This is a genomic window from Pseudomonas sp. QD4, assembly GCF_049199125.1.
Lineage (GTDB): Bacteria > Pseudomonadota > Gammaproteobacteria > Pseudomonadales > Pseudomonadaceae > Aquipseudomonas.
This window is the reverse complement of record NZ_JBLZOM010000002.1, coordinates 1,342,171-1,355,807: the sequence shown is the minus strand read 5'-3', so window position 1 is coordinate 1,355,807 and position 13,637 is coordinate 1,342,171. Positions and strand designations below refer to the sequence as shown.

The 13,637-nt window shown below is 56.1% G+C and carries 13 protein-coding genes and 1 pseudogene; 9 read left to right on the top strand and 5 right to left on the bottom strand.

Going from position 1 to position 13,637, the window contains the following annotated elements:
• Positions 1 to 254: 254 nt before the first annotated feature.
• The 3 genes from ACOZJV_RS17235 to ACOZJV_RS17225 are packed head-to-tail and all read left to right on the top strand — an operon-like array spanning position 255 to position 2,603.
• Positions 255 to 830, top strand: coding sequence for a YfiR family protein (locus ACOZJV_RS17235; protein WP_201129320.1), 576 nt, complete (start codon positions 255 to 257; stop codon positions 828 to 830).
• The gene (locus ACOZJV_RS17230) at positions 827 to 2,095 is read left to right on the top strand and encodes a diguanylate cyclase domain-containing protein (RefSeq protein ID WP_078474061.1); all 1,269 of its coding nucleotides are present in this window, start codon (positions 827 to 829) and stop codon (positions 2,093 to 2,095) included. The genes ACOZJV_RS17235 and ACOZJV_RS17230 overlap by 4 nt, the downstream gene beginning before the upstream one ends.
• 13 nt (positions 2,096 to 2,108) lie before the next feature.
• Positions 2,109 to 2,603 carry an OmpA family protein gene (locus ACOZJV_RS17225; protein WP_178103009.1) on the top strand — a complete coding sequence of 165 codons (495 nt, stop codon included), beginning with the start codon at positions 2,109 to 2,111 and terminating at the stop codon, positions 2,601 to 2,603.
• A gap of 40 nt (positions 2,604 to 2,643) precedes the next feature.
• Here the strand turns inward: ACOZJV_RS17225 and ACOZJV_RS17220 are convergent, their stop codons facing one another.
• Positions 2,644 to 3,060, bottom strand: a complete 417-nt coding sequence (locus tag ACOZJV_RS17220) for a hypothetical protein (protein ID WP_421548103.1) — start codon at positions 3,058 to 3,060, stop codon at positions 2,644 to 2,646.
• 276 nt (positions 3,061 to 3,336) lie between these two features.
• Positions 3,337 to 3,471: pseudogene (locus ACOZJV_RS17215) on the bottom strand (LysR family transcriptional regulator); the annotation flags it as partial.
• Positions 3,472 to 3,518: 47 nt separating this feature from the next.
• Between ACOZJV_RS17215 and ACOZJV_RS17210 the strand changes: the two are divergent.
• From ACOZJV_RS17210 to ACOZJV_RS17195, 4 genes are all read left to right on the top strand, one after another.
• Positions 3,519 to 5,024: a tyrosine-type recombinase/integrase gene (locus tag ACOZJV_RS17210; protein ID WP_421548102.1), complete on the top strand. Its 1,506-nt coding sequence runs from the start codon at positions 3,519 to 3,521 to the stop codon at positions 5,022 to 5,024.
• Positions 5,025 to 5,289: 265 nt separating this feature from the next.
• A complete protein-coding gene (locus ACOZJV_RS17205; protein WP_421548101.1) occupies positions 5,290 to 5,820 on the top strand; it encodes a hypothetical protein in 531 nt (176 codons plus the stop codon).
• Positions 5,821 to 6,668: 848 nt separating this feature from the next.
• Positions 6,669 to 7,430 carry a KilA-N domain-containing protein gene (locus ACOZJV_RS17200; protein WP_421548100.1) on the top strand — a complete coding sequence of 254 codons (762 nt, stop codon included), beginning with the start codon at positions 6,669 to 6,671 and terminating at the stop codon, positions 7,428 to 7,430.
• Positions 7,427 to 7,564 (top strand): hypothetical protein, encoded by a 138-nt coding sequence (locus ACOZJV_RS17195; RefSeq protein ID WP_421548099.1) that lies wholly within the window; start codon positions 7,427 to 7,429, stop codon positions 7,562 to 7,564. Before ACOZJV_RS17200 ends, ACOZJV_RS17195 begins: the two co-directional genes overlap by 4 nt.
• Positions 7,565 to 7,645: 81 nt before the next feature.
• Here the strand turns inward: ACOZJV_RS17195 and ACOZJV_RS17190 are convergent, their stop codons facing one another.
• Positions 7,646 to 8,719 carry a hypothetical protein gene (locus ACOZJV_RS17190; protein WP_421548098.1) on the bottom strand — a complete coding sequence of 358 codons (1,074 nt, stop codon included), beginning with the start codon at positions 8,717 to 8,719 and terminating at the stop codon, positions 7,646 to 7,648.
• 689 nt (positions 8,720 to 9,408) lie between these two features.
• Complete coding sequence (locus ACOZJV_RS17185; protein ID WP_104904458.1) at positions 9,409 to 9,960, bottom strand: hypothetical protein; 552 nt, start codon at positions 9,958 to 9,960, stop codon at positions 9,409 to 9,411.
• A 280-nt stretch (positions 9,961 to 10,240) separates the two neighbouring features.
• Between ACOZJV_RS17185 and ACOZJV_RS17180 the strand changes: the two genes are divergently transcribed.
• Positions 10,241 to 10,774: a hypothetical protein gene (locus ACOZJV_RS17180; protein WP_104904459.1), complete on the top strand. Its 534-nt coding sequence runs from the start codon at positions 10,241 to 10,243 to the stop codon at positions 10,772 to 10,774.
• A 233-nt stretch (positions 10,775 to 11,007) separates the two neighbouring features.
• On the opposite strand, the gene ACOZJV_RS17175 is transcribed toward ACOZJV_RS17180, so the two are convergent.
• Positions 11,008 to 11,955 (bottom strand): LysR family transcriptional regulator, encoded by a 948-nt coding sequence (locus ACOZJV_RS17175; protein ID WP_421548097.1) that lies wholly within the window; start codon positions 11,953 to 11,955, stop codon positions 11,008 to 11,010.
• Positions 11,956 to 12,104: 149 nt separating this feature from the next.
• On the opposite strand from ACOZJV_RS17175, the gene ACOZJV_RS17170 reads away from it, so the two are divergent.
• Positions 12,105 to 13,631, top strand: a complete 1,527-nt coding sequence (locus ACOZJV_RS17170; protein WP_201129325.1) for a CoA-acylating methylmalonate-semialdehyde dehydrogenase — start codon at positions 12,105 to 12,107, stop codon at positions 13,629 to 13,631.
• The last annotated feature ends 6 nt before the right edge of the window (positions 13,632 to 13,637 follow it).

Here is a 13,637-nt window from a genome sequence, read left to right as displayed (position 1 = left end):
TACGGCAGTAGCAAAAGACATGCTTTGAGCCGGGTCTCTGTGGATCCGGTCTCGTCGGGTGCAGCGCGTGGGCTGCTCACTCTGGCGTCGATCTTAAGCAGCCGGCGCGGTCAGGAAGAATAGGCAGGTTCAAATCATTAGTTCAGTTTTTTCTAAACCAATAGCTGGCTATTCATGATGCCTGTCTCCCTGGCATTTCCATGGCTGTGCTATCGTTGCGGCATCATTTCATGACGATCAAAGAGAATCCCTGCATGAACGTGGCTGTCTGGACGACAGGACGCTTTGCTGGCTGGAGGCGGGTACTGCTGGCGGCTGTTATCTGTTCGCTGAATGCTGTCGCTTTCGCGCAACCAGAGCCTGCGCCCAGCCTGGCCGAGCAGCGGGCCCAGGCCGTGACCCAAGTGGTCCTGGGCATTCTCAGTTATGCACGCTGGCCGGTCGAACCGGCGCAACTGCGCTTATGTGTGGCCGGGCCCACCGAATACACCGACGACCTGGTCAAGGGCACCACTCAGGCCACCGGCCGCCCGGTGCTGGTGCGACGCCTGTTGGCGGACAGCCCGGCGCTGGCCACGGAATGCGATGCGGTGTACATCGGCAAGCTGAGCAACGAGGAGCGTGCCCGGCTGTTCACGTCCCTGAGCGGTCGCCCGGTCCTGAGCATCAGCGAGGGTGGCGATCAGTGCACCGTGGGCAGCCTGTTCTGCCTGCGGGTCAGTGACGACCAGGTGTCGTTCGAGGTCAATCTGGACTCGGTGGCCCGCAGTGGCGTACGCATCCACCCCAGCGTGCTGCAGCTCTCGCGTCGACGGCCGGCGGCGTCATGAATCTGTTCAAATCCGATACTCGTCCCACGCTACGTTCGGTCATTGGCCGCGGGCATTTGACCGTGGCCCTGTTGGCGATCTCCATGGCCAGCGTGTCGCTGACCCTGCTCGGAGTGCTGGCGCTGCGGGTGTACGCCGACCACAACCTGCACCTGATCGCGCGTTCGATCAACTACACGGTCGAGGCGGCCGTGGTGTTCAACGACAGTGCGGCGGCGACTGAAGCGCTGGCGCTGATCGCCTCGACCGAGGAAGTGGCCGATGCCCAGGTCCTGGATAAGAACGGCAAGCTGCTGGCCAGTTGGGAGCGCCCGGAAAGCGGGTTCCTGACCGATCTGGAGATGCAGATCGCCCGGACCTTCCTGGAAAAACCGATTTCCATGCCGATCCTGCACCAGGGGCGCGAAGTCGGCACGGTCAACCTGACCGGCCACGGCGGCAGCCTGATGCGCTTCCTGTTCAGCGGCCTGGTCGGCATCGTGCTGTGCACCGCCATCAGTGCCTGGGCCGCGCTGTACCTGGCGCGGCGCCAGTTGCGAGGGATCACCGGCCCCTTGCGCAGCCTGGCCGAAGTGGCCCACGCCGCGCGTCGCGAACGGGCCTTCGACCAGCGGGTGCCGCCGGCGGAAATCGCCGAGCTGGACAACCTCGGCAACGACTTCAACGCCTTGCTCGATGAGCTGGAAGCCTGGCAGACGCACCTGCAGAGCGAAAATGAAAACCTCGCGCACCAGGCCAGTCATGACAGCCTGACCGGCCTGCCGAACCGAGCGTTTTTCGAGGGGCGGCTGATCCGTGCCCTGCGCGGTGCGAGCAAGCTCAATGAGCGGGTGGCCGTGCTGTTTCTCGACAGCGACCGCTTCAAGAGCGTCAATGACAACTTCGGCCATGCCGCCGGTGACGCGGTGCTGATCGCCGTGGCCACGCGGATCCGCGCGCAGTTGCGCGAGGATGATCTGGTGGCGCGCCTGGGTGGGGACGAGTTCGCGATCCTGCTGACGCCGCTGCACCGGGTGGAGGATGCCCAGCGTATCGCCGACAAGATCATCGCCAGCATGGAAATGCCGATTCAGTTACCGGGAAACACTTCGATCCTGACTTCCCTCAGTATCGGCATCGCGGTCTACCCCGATCATGGCGCCACGCCGGGCGGCCTGCTCAATGCCGCCGACGCGGCGATGTACCAGGCCAAGCGCATGTCGCGTGGTGGCCAACACACCGTGGGGTCGGAGCACCCCGTCGTTCATGTTCAATCCAGGAGCTAATCCTTTGTTCTCGATGACTCAGCGTTCCTTACGCTTTTTTTCCGCAATCATGCTGTTGGCCGTACTGGGCCTGACCGGCTGCCAGAGCGTGCCCCCCAAGGGCCTGACCCCGCAGCAGATAGCCGTGCTCAAGCACGAAGGGTTTGAACTGACCGATGAGGGCTGGGCCTTTGGCCTGTCGGGCAAGGTGCTGTTTGGCAGCGATGTCGAATCCCTGAACCCGGCCAGCACCGAGATCGTCGAGCGCATCGGCAAGGCCCTGTTGGGGGTGAACATCCAGAAGGTCCGGGTCGATGGCCACACCGACGCGTCGGGCAAGGAAAGCTACAACGAACAACTCTCGCTGCGCCGAGCGAAAAGCGTGGCCAAGGTCCTGACCCAGGTCGGCATGCGTGAAGAGAATGTGCAACTGCGCGGCCTGGGCAGCAGCGAGCCGGTGGCCTCCAACAGCACCGCCGCCGGGCGTACGGAAAACCGTCGGGTGTCGATCGTGGTCATCGCCGACTAGTGACCCGGCCTGCCTGGGTGGCAGGCCGGCCAGTCCGGTTTCAAGGGGCTGCTGGCGCTGCCGCCGGGGCGTCCTTGGGGTCGAGATTGACCATCAGGTGCTTGGTCGCGTTTCTGATCATCGGGCCCAACACCAGGTTGCTGCCGATCATCACCACCACCGCCGCCAGCACCAGGCCGTCCGATTGCACCAGGCCGAGAAAGGTCCCGCCGAACACGCAGACCGCCAGCAAGCCACTGATCATCATGGCCAGCATCATGGGCTTGGCCGGGTTGTCGAAACCCAGGAAGCGCTGCTTCTCTTCAGCCGATATCACCAGCTCGACCTTGCAGCCTTTGCACGGGATGGGCTGATCTTCGCGCAGCATGACCTGCTGCTTCTTGCCGATGGGGAATTCCTTTTCGCAGGCGTTGCAGTGCACTTTCATGCCGATGATAGTTGCGGGGGACGAACTCATCTTGATCCTTAAGATTGGGTGGGGCTGCCGCTGAACGGCGGCCATTGGTTGCGTGTTTGCGCGAGGCTCAGGGCATGGGTTACCCGGCGGGTCGCCAATGCCGCCAGGCAGGTTGGGGCCGATCTCGGTCATGCCGCTGGAAACCGCGGGCCAATCCCTGGAACCCCATCTGAAGGGGCTGCCGTAACCGACCAAGTCATAGACTTCGCTTTCGCCCATCACCTGGCCGTTGCGCGGGTCGTTCAAGTGACAAGCCGCGCAGTCTACCTGCAGGCGTCAATCGGCAAAACGCATTTCCCGCGAGTCGCCCATCAACAGCGCTTGATTCTGTTCGGTCACCTCACGGATGTAGTCCCACAACAGGGTGATGCGCTTGAGCTTGCGCAGGTCTTCGCGGCAGTACATCCAGAACTACAGGACGTAAGGGTTCCACCCAATGAATACGGGACCCTAACGCCATGAAGGTCAACGATAAGCTCTACCCTGTTACAAGTGCTGTCACAAATACGCTGGCTTTGCTGAGCCCACGTACACGACTCGCTAAGCTCTATCACTACCGACGCAACGGCGTTTACTATCTGCGCCTTCGCCGGACAGGCAGCACTACTGAAACTGTTTCCGTCTCCCTCAAGACCACTGACCGTAAGGCCGCTATGGACGCTTCACGCCGACTTGCAGATACCATTAAGTCTTTCCATCTGGACCACCCTGACGCCTCTTGGAATGAATTACGTGAGCATCTGATCTGGGTCGCTGAAGGTCTTCTGGCCTGTGCGCACGATGTTCACTCACTACGTGACTGGGGTGATCTGTATGAGGACGTTAGGACAAATCTAACGGAGATCGCCGCTACGATGCCTCTCAGCGTTGACCAGCATGAACATGTTGCCAAGGCCCGTGAGGTAATGAGCGCCGCCCAGATGCGCTTGCAGGGTGACTCCGTGCCACTGGTTAGGATCATCAGGGATCTTGAGGACCGTACTGACCCCAGCTTGAAGCTCTCCGCAAACGAGCCTCTCTCCCGCTCCCAATCTGTAAGTGCCCCTGCGCTTACCTTTGAGGCCCTTTCCGCTCTCTACTTGGCTGACCGTGCTCAGGACCAGAAAGCTTCTACCCTGAAGGAAACCAAGGTGTGCCACGGAACACTTGCCACGTCGCTGGGTGGGCTGGACCTGCGGAGCCACTCAAGGGAGGACCTTGTGGCCCTTCGTGATCGTCTGTCCGATGGTCGTATGCCATCCACGGTCAACAAGCTGCTGGTGAAGCTATCGGCTGTATTGACCTGGGCGAAGGACAACGGTCACTTGGTCAATACCTATGACAAGAAGCTCAAGCTCACCAAGGGCCTTGAGTCCACCCGCAAGGCGTTCACACAGGCGCAGGTGGGTCAGTTGATGGATTACGCGAACAAGCTGCCAGAGACCTCATGGAAGCGCTGGCTGCTGAGCCTCGGTGTCATTACTGGTGGGCGACTGAATGAAATATCTCAGCTTACTGTAGGTGACGTGCAGACTCTTGAGTCAGGCATTACCGTCATTCATATCAACGAAGCCGGTGAAGGTAAATCCATCAAGAACAAGCGCAGTGAGCGGCTGGTGCCATTGACTGACGGTGCCTATAGATTCGACCTTTCGGCGTTTCTACGATACGTCGAGGCGTGCAAGCTATCTGGGTCAGAAGTGTTAGCCCAGATTGGCTACAAAACAGCCGGTGAATGGGCGAACCAACAAGCTATACCCGCAGCACTTGGTGATTCGTTTACTGGGGGGCTGACCTTCCATTCACTGCGTCACGCGCTGGCGTCTTTGATGCAGGTCAAAGGGGTTCCCACAGTCCACGCTCAGGCGGTCATGGGCCATGCGTCTGGCACTATTACGTTTGATACTTATGGCGCTGGCGTCCCCGTTGATGTGATCGCGGAGATGCTCCGTGGAATGCTTGGCCGGTGCGTTGAAGGCCGCTGAGATTCCTTTGGGGACCGCTGAGTCGATCTTGGGACACGCTTCTGGGTCCATCAGCTATGACCATTACGGCGCTGGGATTGCGGTTGAGGTGGGGCGCATGGCTGAGGCGATGAGGAAAGCCTTGCGGTAACTCATTGAGATTAGATTGAAGCGAAGCTCCAGAGGCTTGATAGTGGATGGCAATTTTGGCTACCAGTAATTGATCTTCGTCGAGGCTGGTAGTCGTTCTAAGTAGTAAAAATGGTATGAAGTCATAGGAGGACTCATGACATCCCTTAACGATGCTAACTATGTTAAATGGCTGTTGGTTGATGCAGTGATGGATTTGGTTGCGGCAGTGGACATGGCGCGTGAGACTATAGCTAAATTTGATCCTGGTGCCCTAAGTAAAGCCATTGGGCGGCTTAGAGTCTGTAATCATTCGATTATCATAAGTCTATCGAAGTTGACTGAGATTAAGGAAGGTTACAGCAGGTTTTTCAAGGCCCTTCCTCCAGATGTGACTGCAAACTTTTATCGAGATGTTGCAGTTATCGAGTCTAAGAATATTTATCTATTTAGAAATAAGCATGCTGCCCATATTCTTGATAGAGATACTAAGGCTCCAATTTCGCTTGTCAGAGGCGATGAACTGTTGTCCACGATAACCGGCAAGGATAATTCCGAGTGTTTGAATTTTTACGACTGGGTCTATCCTGAGAGCTGGGCTATTGAAAATGAGTGTGTAGTAAGTACGGTGGTAGCGATGCGTGATTACTGTAAAGGACTTCCGGGGGGAGAGTTAGAAAGGCCTTAGTCCGAGAGTGCCGTATTTAAAAACCCTCACCCAAAGAGGGACAGGCTAAATCAGCGTTGCTTTCCTTTCAAGATGCCGTAAGGTCACCTTAAAGGTGGCCCTCTGCGGGCAAGGCGTGTACGTCCAGTGACCAACGCTACCTCTTTCAGGTAGCCCAGTATCCAAGACGCCATGACCACCAAGCGCAGCCTTAACGGGATCTGCGGGACCAGCATCAGGTCCACTGTAGCGATTCTGTCTGTTCACTTCGTGTGAGTAGACCCTTGATAGGTTTGGGCCTCCTATCTCTGATCGCACAGTACAGGGGCCTTTTAACTTAAAGACCTCTAAGAGCTTGAAGAGGACTTAAAGTTAGTGTTCTTTATAGATTAAACTAATAAGAAATAATGCTTGAAGAGAATATTCTAAGAGTTATCTTAAGGTTGATCGTTAAGACCTTGGGTCTACTGGTCAAGGATGCAAGTTTGCATGTCTTCACCATCTTGATGCCTTAGATCTGAGGTCACCGAATCGAGCTGTACACTGGACCAGAGCCGGACTGTTCGCTTCTGCAAACTTGCAGATCATCGACAAGGTGGGACTCGCCATTCTGTACGGGCTTTATGGGCCTTGAAGGATTCTAAGTCGCCCGTCAAGTGGATTTAAAAATCCTCACAATAACAGGGTCAGCTCAGTTTATTTCAGTAGTCATTCCCTGGTCACACACACACACACACACGCCCGTCGCTGGGCCAACAATCACGAAAGACTTTCTGTTTGCTCTCTGTGCCATCGGTGGACCCTTGTCGGGGACTTTCGGCTGCCCGTGGGAGCGAACTCAGAGAGCAAACAAAAAGGATGCGACAACTATGTTTACCAACAACCAAACCGACTTGCTACCCATTGTCATCGAGGGTCAAACCTTCATCGCAAACACGGAAGGGATGTGGAGCCTCAATGAGATTCATCAAACCTTGGGTCTGCCTGAGGCAAAACGTCCGGGCCAATGGAACAACGAGATTCGAACTGCGCTCGACCAAGGTGGAAATTTCCATCTTGCTTATGGTGGCGCCAATCCGGGTACGTGGGCTACAGAAGCTGGGACCATCGCCTACGCAATGTGGGTCTCGCCAGCCTTTTATCTTATGGTAGTCAACGCTTTCCTCGCCATGCGTAACAGTGCCGTCCGTGAACTGCGCCAGAAAGATGCTCTCTTGGACGCCAACATGCCCAAGGCCTCGACCCTCGATATGAAAGCCCTTGGTGCGGGGCTGACATGGACCGAGGCGTGCCGGGTCGCTGGCATTCAGCAGCCTCGACTTGCTCTTGAATTTCTCGCTAAGGGGCCGATGTTCGTCCACGTCTGTGATGACTTCGGTGGCCGTACTGGTCAGATTCAACCAAAGCAGCAAGGTTTCGCGAAGGGAGCCTTCGTGAAGGTTTCATCGAACTTCGGTAACCGTGAAGGCTGGCGGGTCAAGCCAAGTGGCCTTGATTGGCTGCGTGGGAAAACTGAGTTCATCAACGTCGGCGTAGCTGAAGCCAAGACCGCTCAGATTAAAGGCAAGAAAGCGGCTCAAGCCTCACGTGTGGATCGCTGGGGCCGTGCGGTCAAGGACGTGAGCTCATGACATTTGCCGACCAACTCAACGCGCAAGAAAAAGGAATTAAAGCGTCTCTATCGGGCAGCGCAGAGATACGAAAGGATGAGCCCGATCCGATAACCGATATCGATAAAATGCCCGTTCGTTACGATGGTGGTTAACCAGCGCAATAAGAAAATAGCAACGAATGGAAAATAGAAGGGGCCTTCTCGTTAAAGGCCCGCCCACAAACCCCAGTCAAATTAAGTTTGAATGAGTAACTTCGACCGACCTAATGATAGACGCTCTGTCACCAAATATGGGCGCAGCTTTCTCAGGCGTCGGTAATAAGCAAGCAAGGCTCTAAGCTGATGCAGAGGGCCAACTTGTAGGATGCTAAACGGTTCGCGGTAATCCCCCCAAAGCATCAGCCTGAAAAAGAACGTGACGAGTTCATTTAGGCGATCAACAACTTCAGGCGCAAGATTGATTGACCCTCCATCACTTTCATCATCAAATCCAGAGATGTTGTTTTCCTTGAAGTATCTATATGTACTCGAATAGAACTCCTCCAAGGCATGGAAGGAAGTGTCATCTTTAACTTGTTTAGCCGAGATCTCGATTCTGTTCGCAAGCTTCGGAAGCAAGTCAAGTTTTATATGGCCCGGAGAGTTGTAGCGCATTTCAGTAACCTGCGCTCTATGAATCGACGGTGTTACATGATTTAGGCCAGTAAAGAGATGTACTGCGCTGAATCCTCCTGTCCAGTTATTGGCGAGGCGATCTAAAGTAGCCCTTACAGCGGGTCTGTAGAGATGCTCGAGTCCATAATGGAAAGAGTAAAGCTGCTGATAAATCTTAGGAATCGCAGCTATATCGTCAATGTACATGTCACCATCAAGACCCAGCGGGTACTCCTCACAAGCTTCCGTTGCGAGCTGTCGTGCAGCCTCCGTGGAAATTTCAGGGACTAAATATGAGTCTTCATCGGGTAAATACTCTCTCGCTTCTTGCCAGGTAGTGCATATTGGCGAGTTTCTACGATTAGGTGCGGAGCCCGTATGAAACATTGCTACCCATGAAGACTCCTCGAATACGCTTCTTAATGTGACTGAACAATCCAGATATGCACGAAGGTTGTTTCGTGAAATAGGGACTACTCCCCAGCGATTTTTCGTGGCGTTACAGTCCAGCCAGATGTACAGAAGATCTTCATCGTACTCCCCTTTGTACAAGCTCAGTAACGGTCCATCGAAATCTATCAGGTCGGCATTCCACGAGTGCTTCGAAAAAAACTTCGGCTCTATCTTTTCTCCTTTGATTATAGGAAGGCTCATGGAATTGGACTCATTACTAAAATCGTTCTGTGAACGGTACTGGTAGAGTATAGATGTAGATCAAAGTGGCCAGACCAATCGGGCGGCGTGCACACTCCATCAGTTTGCGTGATCATGACAGTGGCCACGTGATCGCCTAACACCTTACGAGCATTCTTAATATTTTTCTCTAAAGCTTGGAAAGCTTTAATACTCTGTGACTGGCTCGTGTACATCGAGAGTGCCCACGATGAACATGCCTTTTGGGGATCTTTAAGCAGCCTGTTTGGGTTCCGGACGGCTGGTGGCTCGAAACACTGATTGGAAAGTGGGTTGGCGACCCACCTCCATGCCGTCAGATCTTTTGGAGTGGCCCCAGAAGGAGGGCACTGAACACCATTGTTCTGAAACCCTGATAATTGGGTGATGAATTTGTAGGGTGCTGTTGACATAGAATCCCTTCGTCACATTGGCGAGTTAGCCCAGCTAATATATTTCGATGGTGGCATGAGGATGGCATCGCTGGGAAGGTCGAGGCGACGAGCGCGCATCAAGGCCAAAATAATGGCCCGGCGGCCGCCTTCATGCGGTGGTGATCTCTGTGCAGTTCTGGACTGACGCCTTTGAGATTCAGGGATAGGAGTTTTTGAGGGCTTCCGTAGTATTTTGCTGGTGCTGAGTGCACCCAAACAATGACATTGGGAAGGATTTTAAAGCCGACCATTATACGTTATAGGGCTTTTATCAATTCCAATGTCGTCGCGAACAGCATTGAGGAGGCCGAGAGCTTTTTCCCGGACGGTAGCCCACTCATATGTTGCCTCGCCGTGAGAGATTTCCAGAAGGTGATCGATCAATTCGTCTTGAGCGTCCATCACCGATTGAGGCGCAAGCATCGCGAGATAACCATAAACCCGCATTCGTTGTTCATTGAACTCATCGAAACGGGCCCCAGCCTCATTGGCTACTAATCTCCCGCTTTCGTGTGAGTCAAGTGAAGCGAGTAGCCGAGCGACCGAGTCGATAACCGCTCGATAGATCACCATCTTGTCATTCTGAAACCGAAGAGTCGTCTGCATGACCACATCAAGTTCCCGTTTGGTTGACTCAAGCTGAGCGGCAAGTTTACTGGTCTGCTTAGCCAGAATCTTGTCGGCCCAAAGTTTTCCAAACCAAGTGGACAGTCCCAACACGACGACGCTCCCGCCTCCAATTGATACGATCCCAGTGGCGAATATCTTCAAGGCATCTTCCCAACTCATAAGTCGTACCTGTTGAGGAAAGGCTGAGTATGGCTCAAATCGGTGGAAGACCTGTGTAGCTGTAATCCGCACTCTGACTACCCACCGTGTCACCTACCGATTTCTTGGTCTACTCCTTGTCGCTTTTGTAGTTAGCCAAGGTGCTCCTCTGGGCGAAGCCTTTGGGAATGTCGTCTTCGTTCTACTTGGTGGCTGTGCTGAGTGATCTCATGCACGTTGTGGGATGCGCAAACGGCGGTTCTGATAAACTCGAAGCGAAGCTCTGAGGGATAACAGTCGGATGAGAATAGGCGACGAAGCATATTACTTTCTACGCATGTACTCGATTGACCTCGACACCGCCAAACAAGCTATTAAAGTTCTGCGTCGCTACAAACGGTCGGATGTCCGTTATGCCCTTCTACGCGACCTGACCGTGGCGTATGTGCGGCCTTTTTCAACAAACAGGGGTAGGCAACACGGCACCCATGTGCTGAGTGTCAAGAGACACGTACCGAAGGAAATGAAGGCACTTCACCTTGAACTCGTGCGGGTCAGAATGCAGCAATTCGCCCACACCGATTTGTCCTATTACAACCCGATAGTGTTCAGCCTACGTGGTGATAGTGGTCATGCGATCATCTTCAAGGGTTTCGACTACGAGGCTTTACTCCATAAGCTGGACCAAATTGAAGAACTGATTCGTTCGGTCGAGAGCAGCGTAAACGCCGCAATTGCTGATTATGAGTCGAAGTCCTCTGTGCTTTCTGAAGCAATCCCGGCTGGTCCCGAAGTTCGAAAATTTCTTGAGAATCTGGCAGAAAAGTCTGAATGACCACCTCACTACAAGCGCACTCGCGCATCCCCCCGTGGGTGCCCTCACCTGAGCCTTATCGCGCCTGCGTAGGTCCTTATCGCGTGCCCATGCGCGCCTCTGGATGAGGGCTTTCAGCCAACCGTCCGGGTCACTGCGCATTGTCACAAGTCCTGTCATAACCCCTGTCACAAGTCGTTGCAATGGCATGTCTGACCTCGCTACGATAGGTCTCCCTTACTCCTTGTAGACGCTCAGTCTGTAAACCGAAGGTCTCGCGTTTCGCCCAGTAATAACGGGCGGTTTAGCTCCGTCACCTCACGGATGTAATCCCATAACAGGGTAATCCGCTTGAGTTTGCGCAGGTCCTCGCGGCAGTACATCCAGAACTGGCGGGTGATGTTGATCTCTTCGGGCAGCACCGGCAGCAGCCGTGGGTCCTGGGCGGCGAGGAAGCAGGGCAGGATCGCCAGTGAGCGCCCTTGCTGCGCCGCCACGTATTGAGCGATCACGCTGGTGCTGCGCAGGTTGGCGCTGGCGCCGGGCACGACATTGGCCAGGTACAGCAGCTCGGAACTGAAGGCCAGGTCGTCGACGTAACTGATGAACGAGTGCTCGCTGAGGTCTGCCGGGCGGCGGATCGGCGCGTGCTGGTCGAGGTAGTCCTGGGTGGCGTAGAGCTGCAGGCGGTAGTCGCACAGTTTGCAGCAGACGTAGGGACCGTGCTCCGGGCGTTCGAGGGCGATAACGATGTCGGCTTCGCGCTTGGACAGGCTGATGAAGTGCGGCAGGGGCAGGATATCCACCGAGATCGCGGGGTAGGCGTCGACGAAATGGCTCAACTGCGGGGTGATGAAGAAGCTGCCGAAACCCTCGGTGCAGCCCATGCGCACATGGCCGGACAAGGCCACGCCGGAGCCCGACACCTGCTCGCAGGCCATGTGCAGGGTGCTTTCAATCGACTCGGCATACCCCAGCAGGCGCTGGCCCTCGGCGGTCAGGATAAAGCCGTTGGTGCGGGACTTTTCGAACAGCAGGGTGCCCAGCGCGCCTTCCAGCGAACTGATGCGCCGCGACACCGTGGTGTAGTCCACCGCCAGGCGCTTGGCCGCGCTGCTGGCCTTGCGGGTACGGGCCACTTCGAGAAAAAACTTCAGGTCATCCCAGTTCAGGGCACCCAGGGAGGTGATGTTTTTTTGCATGATGGACCGGCTTTTATGTGCGTTCTTATTAGTAATTTGCACATCTATACTCCAAAAACAGTCCGATCACCAATTCGCGACGCACGCCTCATCTCAAGGCGACCTACGCCTTGGCTCTCTTGCATAACTACAAGATCTGGAGACCACCAATGAACGCATCGCTCACGTCTGCCGACACCGCTGTGCAACAGGCCAAACTGTTGATCGACGGCGAATGGGTCGAGTCCAAGACCACCCACTGGCAAGACATCGTCAACCCGGCCACCCAGCAAGTGCTGGCCAAAGTGCCGTTTGCCACCCCTGAAGAAGTCAACGCCGCCATCGACGCCGCCCATCGCGCCTTCCAGACCTGGAAGCTGACCCCGATCGGCGCGCGCATGCGCATCATGCTCAAGCTGCAAGCCCTGATTCGTGAACATTCCAAGCGTATCGCGGTGGTCCTGAGCGCCGAGCAGGGCAAGACCATTGCCGACGCCGAGGGCGATATTTTCCGTGGCCTGGAAGTGGTCGAGCACGCCTGCTCGATCGGCACCCTGCAGATGGGTGAGTTCGCCGAGAACGTCGCCGGCGGGGTCGATACCTACACCTTGCGCCAGCCGATAGGCGTCTGCGCTGGCATTACCCCGTTCAACTTCCCGGCGATGATTCCGCTGTGGATGTTCCCGATGGCCATCGCCTGCGGCAACACCTTCGTTCTCAAGCCATCCGAGCAGGATCCGCTGTCGACCCTGCTGCTGGTGGAGCTGGCGATCGAGGCCGGGGTTCCGGCCGGCGTGCTCAACGTGGTGCACGGTGGCAAGGACGTGGTGGATGCGTTGTGCACCCACAAGGACATCAAGGCCGTGTCGTTCGTCGGCTCGACCGCCGTGGGCACCCATGTGTACGACCTCGCCGGCAAACATGGCAAGCGCGTGCAATCGATGATGGGCGCGAAAAACCATGCCGTGGTGCTGCCTGACGCCAATCGCGAGCAGACCCTCAATGCCCTGGTCGGCGCCGGTTTCGGTGCCGCCGGCCAGCGTTGCATGGCGACCTCGGTAGTGGTGCTGGTAGGCGCGGCCAAGCAATGGCTGCCGGACCTCAAGGCCCTGGCCCTGAAGCTCAAGGTCAATGCCGGCAGCGAGCCGGGCACCGATGTCGGGCCGGTGGTGTCGAAAAAGGCCAAGGCGCGCATTCTCGAGCTGATCGAAAGCGGCGTGAAAGAGGGCGCCACCCTGGAGCTGGACGGTCGCCAGATCAAGGTCCCGGGTTTCGAGCAGGGCAACTTTATCGGCCCGACCCTGTTCTCCGGGGTCACCACTGACATGCAGATCTACACCCAGGAAATCTTCGGCCCGGTGCTGGTGGTGCTGGAGGTCGACACCCTGGATCAGGCCATCGCCCTGGTCAACGCCAACCCCTTCGGCAACGGCACCGGCCTGTTCACCCAGAGCGGTGCGGCGGCGCGCAAGTTCCAGAGCGAAATCGACGTTGGCCAGGTCGGGATCAACATTCCGATTCCGGTGCCGGTGCCGTTCTTCAGCTTCACCGGTTCCCGCGGTTCCAAGCTCGGTGACCTGGGCCCGTACGGCAAGCAAGTGGTGCAGTTCTACACGCAGACCAAGACCGTCACCAGCCGCTGGTTCGACGATGACAGTGTCAATGACGGTGTGAACACCACCATCAACTTGCGTTAAGGAGTC

Bases quoted from the DNA above. Each gene is read 5' to 3' on its own strand.
- ACOZJV_RS17235 (WP_201129320.1), top strand. From the start codon at position 255: ATGAACGTGGCTGTCTGGACGACAGGACGCTTTGCTGGCTGGAGGCGG.
- ACOZJV_RS17230 (WP_078474061.1), top strand. From the start codon at position 827: ATGAATCTGTTCAAATCCGATACTCGTCCCACGCTACGTTCGGTCATT.
- ACOZJV_RS17225 (WP_178103009.1), top strand. From the start codon at position 2,109: ATGACTCAGCGTTCCTTACGCTTTTTTTCCGCAATCATGCTGTTGGCC.
- ACOZJV_RS17220 (WP_421548103.1), bottom strand. From the start codon at position 3,060: ATGAGTTCGTCCCCCGCAACTATCATCGGCATGAAAGTGCACTGCAAC.
- ACOZJV_RS17210 (WP_421548102.1), top strand. From the start codon at position 3,519: ATGAAGGTCAACGATAAGCTCTACCCTGTTACAAGTGCTGTCACAAAT.
- ACOZJV_RS17205 (WP_421548101.1), top strand. From the start codon at position 5,290: ATGACATCCCTTAACGATGCTAACTATGTTAAATGGCTGTTGGTTGAT.
- ACOZJV_RS17200 (WP_421548100.1), top strand. From the start codon at position 6,669: ATGTTTACCAACAACCAAACCGACTTGCTACCCATTGTCATCGAGGGT.
- ACOZJV_RS17195 (WP_421548099.1), top strand. From the start codon at position 7,427: ATGACATTTGCCGACCAACTCAACGCGCAAGAAAAAGGAATTAAAGCG.
- ACOZJV_RS17190 (WP_421548098.1), bottom strand. From the start codon at position 8,719: ATGAGCCTTCCTATAATCAAAGGAGAAAAGATAGAGCCGAAGTTTTTT.
- ACOZJV_RS17185 (WP_104904458.1), bottom strand. From the start codon at position 9,960: ATGAGTTGGGAAGATGCCTTGAAGATATTCGCCACTGGGATCGTATCA.
- ACOZJV_RS17180 (WP_104904459.1), top strand. From the start codon at position 10,241: ATGAGAATAGGCGACGAAGCATATTACTTTCTACGCATGTACTCGATT.
- ACOZJV_RS17175 (WP_421548097.1), bottom strand. From the start codon at position 11,955: ATGCAAAAAAACATCACCTCCCTGGGTGCCCTGAACTGGGATGACCTG.
- ACOZJV_RS17170 (WP_201129325.1), top strand. From the start codon at position 12,105: ATGAACGCATCGCTCACGTCTGCCGACACCGCTGTGCAACAGGCCAAA.